This is a genomic window from Streptomyces sp. NPDC059037 (assembly GCF_042740015.1).
In the GTDB taxonomy this organism is placed as follows: domain Bacteria; phylum Actinomycetota; class Actinomycetes; order Streptomycetales; family Streptomycetaceae; genus Streptomyces.
This window is the reverse complement of record NZ_JBHYIG010000002.1, coordinates 1-16,836: the sequence shown is the minus strand read 5'-3', so window position 1 is coordinate 16,836 and position 16,836 is coordinate 1. Positions and strand designations below refer to the sequence as shown.

The 16,836-nt window shown below is 71.7% G+C and carries 14 protein-coding genes; 6 read left to right on the top strand and 8 right to left on the bottom strand.

Annotation, left to right across the window (positions count from 1 at the left end; genetic code table 11):
- Window positions 1-8: 8 nt before the first annotated feature.
- The 6 genes from ACFWY6_RS00655 to ACFWY6_RS00630 all read right to left on the bottom strand — a co-directional run bounded on the left by ACFWY6_RS00655 (window position 9) and on the right by ACFWY6_RS00630 (window position 9,860).
- Window positions 9-764 (bottom strand): class I SAM-dependent methyltransferase, encoded by a 756-nt coding sequence (locus ACFWY6_RS00655; protein ID WP_384684500.1) that lies wholly within the window; start codon window positions 762-764, stop codon window positions 9-11.
- A complete protein-coding gene (locus ACFWY6_RS00650; RefSeq protein WP_384684497.1) occupies window positions 761-2,125 on the bottom strand; it encodes a condensation protein in 1,365 nt (454 codons plus the stop codon). Before ACFWY6_RS00650 ends, ACFWY6_RS00655 begins: the two co-directional genes overlap by 4 nt.
- On the bottom strand, window positions 2,122-6,726 hold the full coding sequence (locus ACFWY6_RS00645) for a DUF3367 domain-containing protein (RefSeq protein ID WP_384684770.1): 4,605 nt from the start codon (window positions 6,724-6,726) through the stop codon (window positions 2,122-2,124). Before ACFWY6_RS00645 ends, ACFWY6_RS00650 begins: the two co-directional genes overlap by 4 nt.
- The gene (locus tag ACFWY6_RS00640; RefSeq protein WP_266867377.1) at window positions 6,723-7,442 is read right to left on the bottom strand and encodes a class I SAM-dependent methyltransferase; all 720 of its coding nucleotides are present in this window, start codon (window positions 7,440-7,442) and stop codon (window positions 6,723-6,725) included. Before ACFWY6_RS00640 ends, ACFWY6_RS00645 begins: the two co-directional genes overlap by 4 nt.
- A complete protein-coding gene (locus ACFWY6_RS00635) occupies window positions 7,439-8,602 on the bottom strand; it encodes a glycosyltransferase family 4 protein (RefSeq protein ID WP_361822860.1) in 1,164 nt (387 codons plus the stop codon). Before ACFWY6_RS00635 ends, ACFWY6_RS00640 begins: the two co-directional genes overlap by 4 nt.
- 223 nt (window positions 8,603-8,825) lie before the next feature.
- Entirely contained in the window at window positions 8,826-9,860 is a 1,035-nt protein-coding gene (locus ACFWY6_RS00630) for a DUF3068 domain-containing protein (RefSeq protein WP_384684493.1), read from the bottom strand.
- 190 nt (window positions 9,861-10,050) lie between these two features.
- Here ACFWY6_RS00630 and ACFWY6_RS00625 point away from each other — a divergent pair, with 190 nt between their 5' ends.
- The 4 genes from ACFWY6_RS00625 to ACFWY6_RS00610 all read left to right on the top strand — a co-directional run bounded on the left by ACFWY6_RS00625 (window position 10,051) and on the right by ACFWY6_RS00610 (window position 13,199).
- Window positions 10,051-10,206: a hypothetical protein gene (locus tag ACFWY6_RS00625; RefSeq protein ID WP_360762496.1), complete on the top strand. Its 156-nt coding sequence runs from the start codon at window positions 10,051-10,053 to the stop codon at window positions 10,204-10,206.
- Window positions 10,207-10,271: 65 nt separating this feature from the next.
- On the top strand, window positions 10,272-11,525 hold the full coding sequence (locus ACFWY6_RS00620; protein WP_384684767.1) for a helix-turn-helix domain-containing protein: 1,254 nt from the start codon (window positions 10,272-10,274) through the stop codon (window positions 11,523-11,525).
- A gap of 9 nt (window positions 11,526-11,534) precedes the next feature.
- On the top strand, window positions 11,535-12,383 hold the full coding sequence (locus tag ACFWY6_RS00615) for an SMP-30/gluconolactonase/LRE family protein (protein WP_384684489.1): 849 nt from the start codon (window positions 11,535-11,537) through the stop codon (window positions 12,381-12,383).
- A 135-nt stretch (window positions 12,384-12,518) separates the two neighbouring features.
- On the top strand, window positions 12,519-13,199 hold the full coding sequence (locus ACFWY6_RS00610) for a hypothetical protein (RefSeq protein WP_384684486.1): 681 nt from the start codon (window positions 12,519-12,521) through the stop codon (window positions 13,197-13,199).
- A gap of 7 nt (window positions 13,200-13,206) precedes the next feature.
- Here ACFWY6_RS00610 and ACFWY6_RS00605 read toward each other — a convergent pair whose 3' ends face one another.
- Window positions 13,207-13,656: a MarR family winged helix-turn-helix transcriptional regulator gene (locus ACFWY6_RS00605; RefSeq protein WP_384684483.1), complete on the bottom strand. Its 450-nt coding sequence runs from the start codon at window positions 13,654-13,656 to the stop codon at window positions 13,207-13,209.
- Window positions 13,657-13,746: 90 nt separating this feature from the next.
- Here ACFWY6_RS00605 and ACFWY6_RS00600 point away from each other — a divergent pair, with 90 nt between their 5' ends.
- Window positions 13,747-14,784: an NADP-dependent oxidoreductase gene (locus ACFWY6_RS00600; protein ID WP_384684480.1), complete on the top strand. Its 1,038-nt coding sequence runs from the start codon at window positions 13,747-13,749 to the stop codon at window positions 14,782-14,784.
- 123 nt (window positions 14,785-14,907) lie between these two features.
- Window positions 14,908-15,336: an organic hydroperoxide resistance protein gene (locus ACFWY6_RS00595; RefSeq protein WP_384684477.1), complete on the top strand. Its 429-nt coding sequence runs from the start codon at window positions 14,908-14,910 to the stop codon at window positions 15,334-15,336.
- A 90-nt stretch (window positions 15,337-15,426) separates the two neighbouring features.
- On the opposite strand, the gene ACFWY6_RS00590 is transcribed toward ACFWY6_RS00595, so the two are convergent.
- On the bottom strand, window positions 15,427-16,584 hold the full coding sequence (locus ACFWY6_RS00590) for a serine hydrolase domain-containing protein (RefSeq protein ID WP_384684474.1): 1,158 nt from the start codon (window positions 16,582-16,584) through the stop codon (window positions 15,427-15,429).
- Between the last annotated feature and the right edge of the window lie 252 nt (window positions 16,585-16,836).

The following is a 16,836-nucleotide window of genomic DNA, read 5'->3' as shown; positions in this document are numbered from 1 at the left end:
ACATGGCTCTAAGTCCTTCGGGCGTGCAGCAGCAGGATCGACGAGGCGCTCGGCACCGCGCAGGCGAGCCGGTCCAGGGCGCGCAGTGGTCGTGGTACGCCGTGGAAGGGCGCGCCCGCGACGCGGACGACGTCGAAGCCGGACGCGGCGACGAACTCCCGCAGGGCGCGCGCGGTGTAGAGCCGCAGATGCCCGACGACCTCGGTGCCGGGGCGGCCGTGGATGCCGCGCAGGCTCACCTCGGAGAAGACGGGCTGCACCCCGGCGAGCAGCAGCCCGCGGTTGTACCAGGCGGCGAGGTTCGGCGTGGACAGCATCAGATGGCCGCCCGGCCTGAGGACTCTGCGCAACTCGTCGAGCGCGCTGTCGGGGTCCACGAGATGCTCGATGACCTCGCTGAACAGCACGGCGTCGGCCGAGCCGTCCGCGAACGGAAGCCCGCCGTCGGTGAGTTCACCGCGTACGACGTACGAGAGATGGGAGTGGGCGCGCTTGAGGGCGTCCTGGGACCAGTCGACGCCGATGACGCGGTGCCCCGCGAGGAACGGTGCAGCGGCCGCCGCCGCGGTGCCGTCGCCGCAGCCGATGTCGAGGACGACGGCGGTGCGCGATGTGGCGGGGCCCAGGGCGTCGGCGAGCATCCGGGCCTGGCGCAGGCTGCGGGCGTCGCCGGACGCGACGGGGACGGACGGGTCCTCGTAGAAGTCCCGCAGGTCGCGGGGGGCGCTGCTCGTGGAGCTGGTGGAGCTGGTGGGCGCTGTCATGACGAGGTGCCCTCCTCCGTGGCGTGCAGATAGTGCTCGAAGAGGTCCCGCAGATGGGCCCCGTCCCCATGGCTGAGCAGCGTCTTCGACCAGCGCAGGGCGAGATGGAGGCGGCCCGCGGTGGACGCGGTGGTCACGGTCAGGCCGCGCGGAAGGCGGGCGGGCGCGGAGAACCAGACGGCGTACGCGCGTCCCGCGTCACCGAAGTCGAGCGGGTACGGCACGCGGCCGATGTTGCTGAGCAGCGTGGTGGAGGTCCAGGGCCCGGCGGCCCTGCGCAGCCCGCGGGTGAGGGCGGCCCGGACGGTGACGGGAAGCACGGGGGAGGTCAACAGGGCGGCTCCGTGGCCGAGTTGGGGCCGGGTGAGGGCCTTGAGGGCGCGGGTGCGCTCGGCGGTGCGCCGCAGCAGTGCGCCGATTTCCTCGGGTCCCCATTCCTTCCCGGTCAACTCGCCCGCACTGAAGGGGACTTCGACGAGCCGGGTGCCGTTGCCGATCGGCATCTCCATGTCGCGCGGCCGGTCGTCCACGGGCATCGTGATCCGGAACGGCCGGGGGCGCGAGCCGTGCTCCCGGTTCCAGTGCGCGATCATCAGCGCGGTCGCCACCATGAGCTGGTCGTTCACGGTGAAGGGCGAGCCCTTGGGCCGGTGCGGCACGGCAAGCTCCGCGACGAGCATGCCGTTGCCCGGGGACGGCTCGGGCGTCCCCTTGGACACCCGGGCGGGGGGCGCCCACCCGGAGGGCGTGTCGACCGGGGCCGGTTCCGCCTCGGGGGCGGGCGACGGGGCCGTACGCAACGGGGGAGGAGCGGCGGGTGAGTTGTCCTGGCCGCCGTACAGCTCGGCGGCGGTCGCGAGCACGCGGAGGCAGGCGGGGCCGTCGAGGGCGGTGTGGTTGATGGTGAGGAAGAGAACGCTGGGGGTGCTGTCCTCGGGGCGGCCGTCTGCCGCCTCGGAAGCGATCACCTCCATGCGGATCGGCGGCGACGCGCTCAGCGGCGGCGAGTCGGAGAGGGAACGTATGCGGGCCTTCTTCAGCGCGTCCCGCTCCGGCGGCGGGAACGTGACGACCTCGACGTCCGGTTCGGCCGTCAGTTCCCACTCGTAGCGGCGGCGGTACCAAGGCCCCGGCGCCTCCCGCATCAGGATGCGCGGGTGGCGGCGCAGGGCCTCGGTGAACGCGGCCTTCAGCCGGGCCGGGTCCGGGGTGCCCGGCAGGTGCACCTCGATGTGCACCGTCTCCGGCTCCTCCTCCTGGAGGCAGTGCCTTGCGACCTCGTCGACGACGGGGAACGGCACGCGTTTCGGCCGCCGTTCGGGTCCGTCCGCGTGACGTGCCGGCTGGTCGAGTGCGGTCATCGCTCTGTGTCCTCCCCCGGGCCTGCCGGGGCCGCGGTCCCCGCGAACCCGCCCGAAGCCTTCGGCCTGCGCCGCCTGAACCGTGTGGTGCGCTCGCCCGGCGGGGCGGGTTCCGGCTGGGCGGACGCGGGCCCCCGGGCGGAGATGGTCGAACTGGCGGCCTGCGGCTCGCCCTCCGACGACTCGCCTTCCGTTTCCGCACCGGCCCCCGGTCCGCTCTCCCCGCGCTTGCGGCGGGGCAGCGGCTGGGTGCCCAGGTCCCGGTCGGGGCCCAGCGGGAGGGGTCCCGTCGAGGGGTCCGGGGCCGGCGGGGGAGCCGCGGGCGGGGCGGCCTGGGGCGGCGGGCCCCATGGCGTCGCGCCGCCGCTGCCGGGGCCGCCGGGGGAGTCGGGGCCGCCAGGACCGTCAGGACCGGAAGGATCATCCGAACCCCCAGGCCCGGCAGCCGCAGCCGCAGGCACCGCACCCCCCGAAGCCGAGGAGCCCACACTCACCAGCGCCGCGAACAGCGCGATGATCGCCAGGAGTTGGGCCGCGGGACCGAACGCCCCCTCGTCCGAAGCGATCGGCTCGCCCGCACCGATGGCCGCCGCGATGCCCGCCCCGGCCATCGCCACGAAGGCGAGCGGCACGAGCAGCGCGTGGCGGCGCCAGGCGAGCAGGGCGAGCGCGGGCACGATCAGCGCGAACCAGCCCGCGATCACCGCGGCGACCAGCGTCAGCGCGACCGCGCCGAGGATGAGTCCGGGCGCGGGCGGCGCCGTGTCCGGGCCTTCCGGGTTCGGCTCGCGGCGCCGGATCAGGACCAGGGCGGCCAGGGCGAGCACGCCGACGCCACCGCCGATCAGGCCGATCTCGTAGACGCGCGAGGGCTCGTAGGTGAGCTTGACGGTGCCGCCCTCGCCCTTGGGGATCAGCCAGCCCTGCTGCCAGCCGTCGAGGCGTACCGACGAGAGCTCCTCGCCGTTCAGCGTCGCCTTCCAGCCGTCGTTGATGTTCTCGTACGTCGAGAGATACGAGGCCGCGCCCGAGCCGACCGACAGCTCGCGCCGGTCGCCGAGCCAGTCCTTGATGTCCAGGGAGCGGGACTTCCGGTCGATCGCGCCCGGCGTGCCCTGCGTCAGCGAGACGTCCATCAGGGTCAGCGGACCCGCGTCACCGGCCTCGACGGTGTGCTCGCCGGAGCCGAGCGACACATTGGTGTTCTCCTCGCCCCGGCTGCAGAGCGTCACCTCGACGGGACGCCGCTCCACCAGATCCCGTACCGAGCCCTTGGCGCTCGTCGCGTACAGCTTGCCGTCGACGGCGAGCTCCGGGCCCTTGCCGCAGGCGAGTTCGAAGGTCGCGGACGCCTCCGGCTGCGGGGTGCGGTACTTGTCCAGGGCCGGGACGTACACCTCGGTCAGGCCCACCGGAAGCTGCAACTCGGCGTCCGCCACCGGGTTGTGCACCGTCAGCGGCGCGGTCTCGGTGATCGTGATGGTCATCTCGTCCGTGGTGATCGGCGCGAAGCGCGCCACGCCGTTCTCGTCGACGCCCACGATCGCGGCGCCGTCCGGCGAGCTGATCTCGATCTTCTCGGGGCGCGTCGAGAGACCACCGGCAGCCGGAAGGACGATCTCGCCGACCGCCTGCTTGTCCGGCCACTTCAGATGGACGACCGGAGTGTCGCCGGCGATCCAGCCCGTCGTCAGGTCGCCGTCCGTCAGATTGCGCGGCGACAGACTTGAGCCGAGCCCCGACGTGGATTCTGCGGTGGCGATGATCTGGTCCTTCTGCTCGGGCGCCACCTGGTAGAGCAGCTTGTCGAGCTCCTTGCCCGGTACGGCGACCGCGCTCGCGGACACCTCGTAGTCGCCATCGGCGGGCGTCGTGAAGCGGCGGTGCAGGCCCGACTCGGTGTTCACCGGCGACAGCGCGCTCGGGTCCGACGAGCGGTGCATCGAGTACGTCGTCGCGTCGGCACCGACAGCGGTGTCCCTGGACGAGCCGCCGGTGTCCGACGGCATCTTCAGGAGCTTCGTCACCTTCACACCGGGCACGGTGATCTCGGAGAACCCGGCACCGGTGAGACCCGCGCGCCCGATCTGCGCGTCCAGGATCGTGATCTTCAGCCAACTCGACGCACCGGCGGGCGACTTGATCCGCTGCCGCATGCCGTCGGGCTGCAGGGTGCTGGTGGCGCTGCCCTGCTCGGTCTCCACCCGCACCTTGGTGGGCGCGGCCCGCACACCCTCCTGCGGCAGCGGGATGACCTTGATCGAGGAGGGGATCGACTCCTTGGACCGGAACTCGGCCTTGATCCACGAGCCCTTCGGCTTTCCGGGACTGCCCTCGGCCCAGGCCGTCCCGGGGTTCCCGTCGAAGGCGTTCACGGGGTCGTACTGCGGCAGATGGAAGAGCCAGTTGCCGTAGCTCGACGCGGTGACGGACTTCGCGCCGCGCAGCTGCGCCGTCGTCTGGTGCTCGATCCCGTCGGTGGGCAGGATCTGGTGCGGCTTCTTGCCCGCGTCCTGGAGGGCGTCGCTCGCGTTGCGTTCGCCCGGTCCGTACGTATAGGAGGTGTTGTTGTTGACCAGGCCGAAGCGGGTGTCCGCGCGGCGCAGTCCGTCACCGACCGCCTGGAGTCCGGGCGCCCCGATCCCGGGGTGGTTGTCGCCCGTCAGGACGGAGGGGCGGTCCCGCATCGAGGGGTCGGCGGAGAGCGGGAGCAGCGACTCGGGTCCGCCGCTCACCACGGCCGTGTTGGAGACCGCCTTGATCCCGGCCTGGCCGGGGCGTTCCGCGCCCGAGCCGGGGGCGTAGATCTCCACCGCGCGCTCGCGCGGATACAGGCCCTCGACCTGGAGCGGAGTGTCGTTGGGGATCTTCCCGCCGGTCTCGGTGGGACCGAAGCCGGTGACCCGCTCGAATCCCGACTCCTCCAGGGTCCGCTTCACCGTCGCGGTCGGCACGTTGCCGATCTGGTCGGGGTCGAGGTCATTGCGTACGACGACGTAGTACATCCCGGCGCGGGTCAAGTAGTCGCGCAGGCCAGGCACTTCACCGCCCGTGGCGAGCGCCTGCTCCACCGCGTCCATCGCGCGCCGGTTGCCGGGCGTGCCGAACGGGACGTAGTCGCGCTGGGCCCAGCGGGACTCGGCGAGCACGTCGAGGGGCTGGTCGATGGGCGAGCCCCAGGTGTAGATGCCGTGCGCGGTCGCGGGCACGACGAGCGCGCGGGAGTCGGGGGAGTACTTCTCCAGCCAGTCGGCCGTGGCCTGCCAGTAGTTGGGCAGCTTCTGGAACGAACCGGGCTGCAGGATCGACCCGTTGAGGTAGGGGAACGCGAGTCCGGGCAGGACGAGTACGGCGGCGATGAGCGGCGCGTATTTGCGGCCCTTCACCGGCCGCGCCCCGCGCGCCTGCGCGGCCACGCCCACCAGGTGCATCAGGCCGAAGACCAGCGCGAGCGCGAGGCCCGTCTGGAACTTGTAGATGTTGCGGAAGGGGACGAGCCCGCCGTTCAGCCAGCTCTGCACGGTCTCGTGGAAGGGCGCGCCGAACGCGCCGCCGTACCCGGCAAGGGTGACCAGGACGACCGAGAGCACGGTCAGGACGAGCCAGCGCCGCTCGGGCAGATCACGCCGGGCCAGGCCCGCGAGGCCGAGCGCGGCGGCGAGCGCCGAGCAGACGACGACGATCACGGAGGTGGCGACCGTCCATCCGGCGGGCAGCCAGGCCTCGCCGAAGTGCAGATAGGCGACCCAGTTGCCGGCGCCGCGCAGCGTCTCCGTGGCCGACATCGTGCCGGTCGTGGTGGCCGAATTCTCCACGTACGGAAGGAAGTTCTCGCCGTAGATGCCGAGCATCAGCAGCGGCACCACCCACCAGGCGGTCGCCAGGATCACTCCCGGAACCCACCAGGTGATCAGCTTCCGCTTGCGCGGTCCGTTCGGCCGGGAGAGGAGATAGAGGCCCACCGGGAGCAGGGACGCGAGCGTCGCCGCCGCGTTCACACCGCCCATGAAGGGGATGAGGAGCGCGGAGCGGCACGCTGCCAGACGCGCGCTGATCCGGTCGTTCGTCAGCGGAAGCAGCACCCACGGCAGCAACGCGCCGGGCAGCGCGGCCGCCGACGTCGACCCGACGACCACGGTGAACGTCGGCCACAGCGCGTACGCCACCGCGCCGAGCAGCCTGCTCGCACTGTTGCCGATCTTCAGCCGCTCGGCGAGCCGCAGCGCACCCCAGAACGCGACCGACACGATCAGCGAGAGCCAGAGCCGCTCCGCGAGCCACACCGGCAGCTGGACGAGCTTGGCCAGGCCGTAGAACGGCAGCATCGGCCAGGCGTAGCCGACGTACTGGTCCTGGATCCCGCCGAAGCCGCCCCGGTCGTGCCAGAGCTGGCCCAGATCGGAGAGGAACTGCCAGGGGTCGACGGCGACGCCGAGCTTGGTGTCGAACGTCATCCGCCCCGGTTTGACGGCGAGGAAGAGCACGAGCACAACGGCCCAGAACCCCAGCAGCCAGCGCTTGGAGCGTGGCCCCCGTTCGGGTTCCGGGGCGGCAGTCGTGGGGCGGACTGCCGCCGGGGGTGGGGCCTGGACCGTGGTCATGGACACCGCCTGAGGATGAGGAGGAGATTCCAGGTGGCGAACTCGCGCACGCCGGGCACCTTCGTGATGCCGCCGGCCAGGAACGGCCAGTAGCGGGACCGTGCGGACACGACGGAGACGTCGTCCCTGGCCCGCACCTGGCGCAGCGTGGGGCCGATGTGGTGGGCGAAGAGGTTCTCGCCGAGGGTGTGCTTGGCCTTCTTGCCGGTACGCCGCTCATAGCGGGCCCGGGCCCGGTCGGCGCCCAGGAAGTGCCAGGGCGCCCACTCGTGCCCGCCCCACGGCGAGTACCAGTTGGTGAACGAGACATAGATCAGACCGCCGGGCCTGGTCACCCGCACCATCTCGCTGAGGAACGTCTGCGGGTCGTCCACGTGCTCAAGGACGTTGGAGGAGAACGTGACGTCGGCGACGCCGTCCGCGAGCGGCAGCAGATAGCCGTCGGCGACGACCGAGCCCTCGGGGGGCTTGGCGCCGAGCTCCGCCGGGTCCGGTTCGAAGAGGAAACTCTGCGCGCCGCGCCGCCGGAACTCCTCGGTGAAGTAGCCACCGCCGCCGCCGACATCGACGACGATCCGGTCCCTGACCGTGCCGTACGCCTCGACCTGGTCGGCGGCGTCACGGGCGAGCAGCGTGTAGCACCGCTCGGGCTCCTGCTGCTCACGCAGGAAGGCCCGGAAGAGGGTCAGGGAACGGCGCAGCGAAGGGTCCTTCACGCGGACCCCTGGGAGGCGTGATGTGCGACCGCCTCTGCGGCGACCGTCTGGAACTCGCGTACGGAGTTGGCCCAGCGGAAGCTGGCGGCCCGCTCGCCGGCGGCCTTGCCGAAGGCCGTCCGCCGCTCGGCGCTCAGTGCGAGGGCGCACCAGGCGGCGGCGAAGGAACTCTCGCCGCGGGCGAGGAGCCCGGTGACGCCGTCCTCGATGGAGTCGCGGATGCCGGGTACGTCGAAGCCGACCGCGGGGGTGAACCGCGTGGCGGCCTCGGTGACGACCAGGCCCCAGCCCTCCACCGCCGACGGGTGCAGGAGCAGCCAGGCCTCGCAGAGCAGCCGGTGCTTCTCCGCCTCGGAGACATGGCCCTTGAACTCCACGCCGGGCCCCGCGAGCTGTTCGAGGCGGGCCCGTTCGGGACCGTCGCCGACGATCACGAGGCGGCCGCCGGTGACGGGTCTGACGCGCTCCCAGAGCCGCAGGAGCAGATCGATGCGCTTGTACTCGACGAGCCGTCCCATCGCGAGGAACAGCGGCTCGTCGGAGCGGGGATGGAGGGGGCCGGGTTCTTCGACCCCGTTGTGGACGATCCGTATTCGCTCCCGCTCCACGCCTATCGCGCGCAGGGCGGTGGCCGTCGACGGCGAGACGGCCACGAGCAGGTTGCCGCGCTGGGCTCCCGAGAGCGACCAGTGCTCGAGTCTTCGGCCGAGCCGGGCCGCGGGGGCGAGCGCGCCCTGGAAGCGCATCCCCCACAGGTCGGTGTGGACGTGGTTGACCAGGCACAGCGTGGGACCGCGGTGCCACAGCGGCGCCAGGTACGGCATGCCGTTGCAGACCTCGACAAGGAGGTCGCAGTCGCCGACCTGCCGGGCGAAGGCGGAGCGCGAGCGCAGATAGTGCCCGAGGTCGCCGCCCGCCGACACCACGCGGTAGTCGCGGAAGGCGGCAGGACCCCCGCACAGCAGGGTGACCTGATGGCCCAGCTTGCTCAGGCCGTCGGCCAGCCGGTCGACGAGCAGTTCGGACCCGCCCGCGGCCGGATTGCCGAGGTCGCGGCGGGCGAGGAAGACGATCCGGCGCGGCTGTGGGGGAGGCGCCGGAAGGCGCTGCGCGACCCGAGGGGTGGCGGCGCGCAGCGGGGATGGCACGTGCTGGGGCATGCGTGCTCCAACTCGTCAGGGTGCGGATCCGTGGGGGGTGGAACCGTTCGGTCAGGTGCGGGGGTGTTCAGGTGGTGCGGGGTCTTGCGGAGGTGCTGTGCTCGGTCTGTGCGGGGGCGGTGCGGGGACTGTGTTCGGGTGGGGTGGATAGTTTTCGCCGCCCTGTTCGACGCGGCTACTCACCGAAGTGATAATTTCCGGGGTTTCATTAGCTGACGTCTCATCACATCGTGGTGGGTTGCAGGGCGGTTGGGGACGTATCACTATTCGGACCGTCCGGCTCCGCTGCTGAACCCGGCCCTCCGGACCCATTTGCCCCGCTATTGGACCGCCGTCCCCTGATGACGAGCACGACTCCCGCGGCGGTGAGCAGCGCACCCAGCGCACCCGCACCCACGGGCAGCGTCGTGCCCACCAGCTTCAGCCGGCTGCTGTCGTCGTCGGCGAGGCCGACCTGCGTCTTCTGCGTCTTGGCCGTGAACGCGATGCGCTCGCTGTCGAGCAGCACCGTCGCGTCCTTGTCGGAGCCCGGCGCGCGCAGTGTCTTGCGGGGGCCGACCGCGGCGTAGATGATCCGGCCCGTGGTCTTGTCGGCCACCAGCTCCACGCCGTGGTTGGCGTACCACTCCTCGGCCAGCACATTGCTGCGCTTGGGCTGCCCGACCAGGCGCCCCGGCACGAGCCGGGTCCCGGTCTTGGCGGGCTTGACCTCGGCGGTGAAGCGGTAGCCCTCGTACCCCTGGATCTTCTTCGTGCCGCGGAAGGTCAGCGGGACGGTCGCACCCAGGGTGTTGTCCCACCAGACGTACGAGCGTTTCTCCACGTCGAAGGGGAACTTGAGGTAGGCCTCGCCCTCGAAGTACGGCTTCTCGCCGCAGCAGTGCACCGGCCTGTTGGTCTCCCGGTCGGTGACCCAGCGCTCCTGCGTGAACTGGAGCGAGTCGTGCGGGTCCGCGGCCGGCAGGGACTTGTCGGGATCGACCGACGTGACCACGTCCCAGACTGCGTGCTCTTTGGTGCTGTCCTCCACGTTGCCGCGTACCTGACGCGTGATCGTGAGGTTCTTGTTATGTACCGTCTTGATCTTGTCGGTGTCGAAATAACTGCCTTTGCCCTTGAAGACCGTAATGGTGTCGATGTCGACTGGCGTGCGTTTTGCCCGCGGCTCGACGTACCACGCGAGCAGCGGTGCCAGGACGAGCAGGAAGACGCCGAGTCCCAGGAGGACCAGCGAGAGGGGCGAGGCTGTGCGGCGCATCCGGCACTCCTGATGGCGGGGGCGAAGGTTACCGAGCCGTATGGGGCCGGAACGCTAGGCGGACCCTTGACTTTGTGTCAATGCATTGATGAGACTGTGCTCTCGCCGGGCGGGGCCGGTAAGGGACTGTGCGAACACCAGCCGTGCGACCAGGGTGGGGACGACCTCCAGCAGAGAGGCTGACCCTGACATGCACCGATTGCTCGCCGCAGGACTGACCGCCGTGGCCGCCGCCGCCCTCGCCGTGGCCGCCGCCTTCGGCATCGTCGCTGTCCTGAACGCGACCCCGGACCAGCCCAATACGCCCCTCGTGCACTACGAGCCGCCGCGCGGGGGCAGTGAGTGACCGTGCCCGTGAGCGAGAGCCAGGGTTCGCTGTCCGTCCGTTCCGCCTGGCGGGATGTCCCGCCGATGCTGGTACGGCAGTTCGCCGCGCTCGCCCTGGACGAGGTGCCCGCGCTGGCCCAGGACATCCTGCGGGAGATCCGCGCCGAGTACCCGGGGCTTCCCGTGGTCCTCGACGACTCGGGCGAGCCCATGGCGCTCATCGGCATCCGCCGCGCCCTCGAAGGCTTCGTCCAGCAGATCGCGGCCGGCGAGGGCAGGCCGTGCTATCCCCTGGAGGTCTTCCAGGAATTCGGCCGCGGCGAGGGCCTGCACGGCCGCAGCCTCGACTCGCTGCAGGCCATCTACCGGCTCGGCGTGCGCCTCGCCTGGCGCCGCCTCGCCGAGATCGGCCAGCAGATCGAGATCCCGCCGCCCGCCATGTACGAACTCGCCGAGTCGGGCTTCGAGTATCTCGACGGCCTGGTCGACCAGTCGGTACGCGGCTACGCCGAGGCCGCGGCCCGGCAGGCGGGCGAACGGCTGCGCCTGCAGAGGAAGTTGATGGAGCTGCTGCTCTCCGAGCGGCGCGGCGACCCCTGGACCGGGGCGCCTGCCGATTCCGCTTCCGCCGGTGGCCCGTACTCCGCTTCGGCACAGCCGGGCGGCGCCCTCGACGAACGGGCCGCCCGAGTCGGCTGGCAGCTGCCCGAACGCGTCGCCGTCGGCGTACTGCTCAGGCCCGCGCGGGAGGCCGTGGCGCCCGCCGTCGGGCAAGGCGTGCTGCTCGACATGGAGACCGAGCAGCCCCGCATGGTCATCCCGGATCCCGATGCCGCGGGCCGCCCCGAACTCCTTCGTCGCGCCATGGCGGGCTGGTCGGGCGCGATCGGCCCGCCCGTGGCACTGGCCGACGCCGCCAAGTCGCTGCGCTGGGCCCAGGCCGCCGTCCGCCTGATGGAGCGCGGCCTGCTGCCCTCCGGCGAGGTCCTGCACTGCACCGAGCACACCGAGGCCCTGGTCCTGCTGCAGCCCGAGGAGCTCATCGACGACCTGGCCCGGCGCTGCCTCGCACCCCTGGCCCACTGCGGTCCCGCACACGGCCGCCGCCTGGCCGAGACCCTCCTCGCCTGGCTGGAGACGCGTGGCGGTGCGCCCGAGGTGGCGGCGCGGCTCGGCGTCCACCCGCAGACGGTGCGCTACCGCCTGCGGCAGATCAGGGAACTGTGGGGCGACGAGGTGGACGACCCGGACCGCCGCTTCGAGCTGGAACTGGTCCTGAGGGCAAGGAGGTTGCGGGGAGAGCTGGGACCGGTGGGCCGATCGGCGGCGCGCGGGTAGCCTGCCGGGATGGACATAGCGGTACGCGCGCAGGCAGCACTCGGCGAGGGCCCCACGTGGGACGCCGCCGCCCGGCGGCTCATCTGGGTCGACATCCTGAGCTCACGCGTCCACACCTACGACCCGTCGACCGGGCACCGCTCCGTCATGGCCACCGAGCAGCACGTCGGCGCCGCCAAGCCCCGCGCCGGCGGCGGCCTGGTGGTCAACCTCCGGGACGGAGTGGGTCTTTACGACGCCGTGTCCGACGGTTCCGCTTTCCGGTGGCTGCACCGCGATGCCGTACCGGGCCGCCGGGGCAACGACGCGGCGGTCGCACCGGACGGCGCCCTCTGGGCGGGCACCATGTGCTACGACGAGACACCGGGCGCCGCCAACTTCATCCGTGTCACCGGCGACGGCACCGCCACCGAGGTGTTCGGCGACGTATCCGTGAGCAACGGCATCGGCTGGAGCCCCGACGGCCGCCACATGTACTACATCGACACCCCGACCCGGCGCATCGACGTACTGGACCTCGGCGACGACCAACTCCCGCGCTCCCGGCGCCCCTTGGCGGTCGTCGAGGACACCGCCGGATACCCCGACGGACTCACCGTCGACGCCGACGGCTGCGTCTGGGTCGCCCTGTGGGACGGCGCCGCCGTCCGCCGCTACACCCCGTCCGGCGACCTGGACCGGGTGATCGAACTCCCCGTGGCGCGCCCCACCGCGTGCGCGTTCGGCGGCACCGGTCTGCGGGACCTCTACATCACCAGCGCGCGCACGGGACTCGACGCGCCGCACCCGCTCTCCGGCTCGGTCCTTGTGGTGCCGGGCGCGGGCCAGGGCGTGGCACAGGCGGCGTTCGCCGGATAGCGGTGCTTTCAGGCCGGGTTGACCGAGTAGCACCACATCCACCTGGCGTTTTCCGCTGGAACATTCGATTCCGCACACAACCTTCACGGCAGCCGCTTCCTCTGTTCCCCGTGGCTCACCTAGCCTCCATGCCTCATGGACTACTGCCACCCGTGCCACAGGCACCTCAACGGCGCCCTGGCCTGCCCGGGATGCGGAACCCCGGCCGAAGCCTGCCGTGAGTACGCGGAGGCCGCCGCCGAGCAGGAAGCGGTGGACGGCCCCGAGGGTGTGTCCGACGTGGCGGCGCCGCGCGTCCGGGGCCGCCGCCGCAAGGAGCGCGGCCGCAAGGCGCACCGGCGCAGGCGCCGCAGGATCCTCCTTGCCACGGCCGGCCTCGCACTCGCCGCGGGCGGCCTGAGCCTGGCCGAGCTCGGCACCGAGGGCCCGTCCGACGACCCCACGGCGGCGTCCGCGCCGGACGGGGACGCGGGCGAGCGCCCTTCGGCACGGGAGTCGGCGGGCCGGGACGAGGAGACGGCGTACGAGGACGGGGCCACGGCGACCGCGTCGGCGACCCCCACGGCATCGGCGTCCGCGACCGACAAGGACGAGGCGGCGCGGAAGAAGAAGTCCGAGGAGGCCAAGGAGAGGGAGGCGGACAAGGCGGACGGCGGGGCCGATTCCCAGGCCCCGGTCACCAGCTCCGCACCGGACACCCCCGACACTCCGCAGACCACGCGCCCCGCGCCCCCGCCGACCTCGCAGAAGCCCGACCCGAAGCCGGAGCCGGCCCCGTCGGAGACGTGCGACCGGTTCCTGTGGTGGTGCACGTAGCGCAGGCTCAGTCCTCGCTCTCGCCGACCATCCTGCGCAGCAGCCCGCGCAACGACAGCCGCTCCTCGTGTGTGAGCTCGGCCAGCGGCTCGCGGGCGAAGCTCAGGGATTCGCGCAGGCTCCGTGCGACCCGCCGGCCCTCGTCCGTGGGGGCGGCCAGTTTCACCCGGCGGTCGGCCGGGTCGGGGCGCCGCTCGACCAGGCCGCGCGCCTCAAGGCGGTCGACGATCCCCGTGATGTTCGACGGCTCGCACTTCAGCTTCTGGGCTATGCGCCGCATCGGTACGGGTTCGAGCGAGAGAAGGCCGAGGACGCGCGCCTGCGCCCCGGTGAGGGCGTGCTTGCCCGCCGCCTCCTCGTACTCCTCGTGGTAGCGGGCCACGACCGTGCCGATCAGCTCGACGACTTCGAGCGTCAGGGGGTCGGTGCGCGGAGGGCGGGAGCTGCTGGTGGCCATGGCATCAGAGTACCCCGTTACTTGACATCATCAAATATATAGGCGCATGGTTGTTTCACCACCTGAAACATTCTCCGAGAGGCGCCCCGCATGTCCGTCACCCCCGAGTCCGCAGAGCTCCCCGCCGTCAGCCGCGAGTGGCACCTCGTCCGTCGCCCGCACGGCTGGCCGGTCCCGGAGGACTTCGCGCTGCGCGAGGCCCCCGTCACCGCCCCGGCCGACGGCGAGGTCCTGGTCCGCAACCTGCACTTCTCCGTGGACCCGTACATGCGCGGCCGCATGAACGACGTGAAGTCGTACACCCCGCCGTTCCAGCTGGACGAGCCCATGCAGGGCGGTGCGGTCGGCGAGGTCGTCGCGTCGAACGCCGAGGGCCTCGCGGTGGGCGATCACGTCCTGCACTTCGCGGGCTGGCGCGAGTACGCGACCTTCCCGGCCAAGCACGCCACCAAGGTGGACGGCAAGGCCGCGCCCCTCTCGGCGTACCTCGGTGTGCTCGGCATGACGGGCCTGACGGCGTACGCGGGCCTCTTCGAGGTCGCCTCCTTCAAGGAGGGCGACTCGGTGTTCGTGTCCGGCGCCGCCGGTGCCGTCGGCGCCCAGGTCGGCCAGATGGCCCGGCTCAAGGGCGCATCGCGGGTCGTCGGCTCGGCGGGCTCGGACGAGAAGGTGAAGCTCCTGGTGGAGGAGTACGGCTTCGACGCGGCGTTCAACTACAAGGACCCGCGCCCGGTGGCCGAGCAGCTGAAGGAGGTCGCCCCCGACGGGATCGACGTCTACTTCGACAACGTCGGCGGCGAGCACCTCGAGGCGGCCATCAGCCGGATGAACGTGCACGGCCGCGCCACCATCTGCGGCATGATCGCCGGCTACAACGACACCGAGCCGACACCGGGCCCGCGCAACATGGCCATGATCATCGGCAAGCGGCTCCGCCTGCAGGGCGTGCTCGTCGGCGACCACGCCGCGCTGCAGCCGCAGTTCGTCGCGGAGGTCGGCGGCTGGATCCGTTCCGGCGAGCTCAAGTACAACGAGACGTTCGTCGAGGGCGTCGAGAACGGCGTGGAGGCCTTCCTCGGCATGCTCCGCGGCGAGAACACGGGAAAGATGATCGTTTCCCTCGTCTGAGCCGCTGTGCTGGGCCTCCTGAGGCGGGCGACGGATGGCCGCCTTCCGGCATCCGATAAAGTCTTTCCAAAATGCCGCACTGTGGGCGCGCAGAGCGGCTCGTCTCAGGAGGAACCGGCACTTATGTCCATCCAGCAGATCGACGTCAAGTACACCGCCGTCGCCACCGCCGAGAACGGCCGTGACGGCCGCGTCGCCACCGACGACGGCAAGCTCGACGTCGTCGTCAACCCGCCGAAGGAGATGGGCGGCAGCGGCGCCGGCACCAACCCCGAGCAGCTCTTCGCGGCCGGCTACAGCGCCTGCTTCCAGGGCGCGCTCGGCGTGGTCGCCCGCAAGGCGAACGCCGACATCTCCGGCTCGACCGTGACCGCGAAGGTCGGCATCGGCCAGAACGAGGCCGGCGGCTTCGGCCTGGAGGTCGCGATCACCGCCTCCATACCGAACGTGGACGCGGCCACCGCGCAGTCCCTGATCGAGCAGGCCCACCAGGTGTGCCCGTACTCGAGCGCCACGCGCGGCAACATCAAGGTGGAGCTGGCGACCGCCTGACCCGCACCGCGCGTACGTGACGAGGGCCGCATCCCGAAGCAGGGGTGCGGCCCTCTGTCATGCGGTCCGGCAGGTCGGCGAGTGCCCCGGTCAGCCAGTGACCGCCGCCGTATGGATGGCCCGTACGAGACGCTCGTCCTCCGGGGGCGGTCCGCCGGGGAAGGGGAACCTGCGCCGCGTGTAGCCGTACGCGAGCCCGCTGCGCGGATCGGCGAACGCCTGCGAGCCGCCCACGCCCTTGTGCCCGATGGACCCCGCGCCGAGGAACGGGTACCCGGCTTCGGCGGTGTTCTGGAACCCCACCCCGAACGATTTATGGGCCTGCGACACCAGGTCGTACCCGTTGGAATGGATCTGCCCGAACTCGGCCACGGTGTCCGCCTTCAGGAGCGGCTCCCGCCCGTCGAGCCCGCCGACCGCCGCCGCGTACATCCCGGCGAGACCGCGCGCGGAGGCGACACCGCCGACGGAGGCGGGCCCCTTGGCGCGTACGAGGCGGGAGTTGGGGAGCGACTCCAGGTCGGTGGGCTGTGCACCGTTGCGGTTGAAGGCGATGGAGTTCAGGGTGTCCGGCTGCGGCGGCTGTGCGTCGAGGAAGGCGCGCTCCGTGGCCGACGGGATCATCGGCAGCACGGAGCGGAAGCGGGGCTCTTTTGCCTCGGGGAGGCCGAGGTGGAAGTCAAGACCGTAGGGGGCGCGGACACGCTCCTCGTAGATGTCCTGCAAGGTCCGCCCGGTGACCCGGAAGACGACTTCGCCGGCGAGCGCGCCGATGGAGAGCGCGTGATAGCCGAAGGCGGTACCGGGGCGCCAGTAGGGGCGCTGGGTCGCGAGGCGGGCGGCGATGGCGCGGTCGTCGGCGAGCTCCTCCGGAGTGAAGCCGGTGTCTGCGCCGACGATGCCCGCGCGGTGCGAGAGGAGTTCCCGGAGGGTGATGCCGCCCTTGCCCTCGGCGCTGAACTCCGGCCAGTAGTGGGCCACTTCCCTGTCGAGGTCGAGGACCCCGTCCTGCACGAGCAGGGCGGTCGTGAGATGGGCGGCGCCCTTGGTGGACGAATACACCCCGAAGAGCGTGTCACCGTCCGTGTCGGGCCCCACCCACAGGTCGACGACCTGCCTCCCCTTTACGTACGCGGCGAGCTGCGCGGCATGCTCGGGCTTCTCCCCGGCGAGGAGAGCGGCGAACTCGTCCCGTACGGCTTCGTATCCGGCTGCGGTGGTGCCGTGCACCTTGATCTCACGGGTCATGCACTCTTCTTCCCCAACCCGCCCCTTCCCGAAAGACCGCCGCTTCGCGGCGGATTCTTTCCCGCCCACCCACCCGATTGCCCGGCAGATGGCACTTTTGGCCCGTCCGGCGTTTGAGGACGAACTCGCCGAAGGCGGTGATCTACGGCCACCTCGCGGCCGGCGGAGCCGGAAAGTTCGGGAAGGGGCGGGGTTGGGGAAAGAACCGCCGGAGGCAGAGCCTCAGCCCACGCTCAGCAGCGCCCTCCCCAC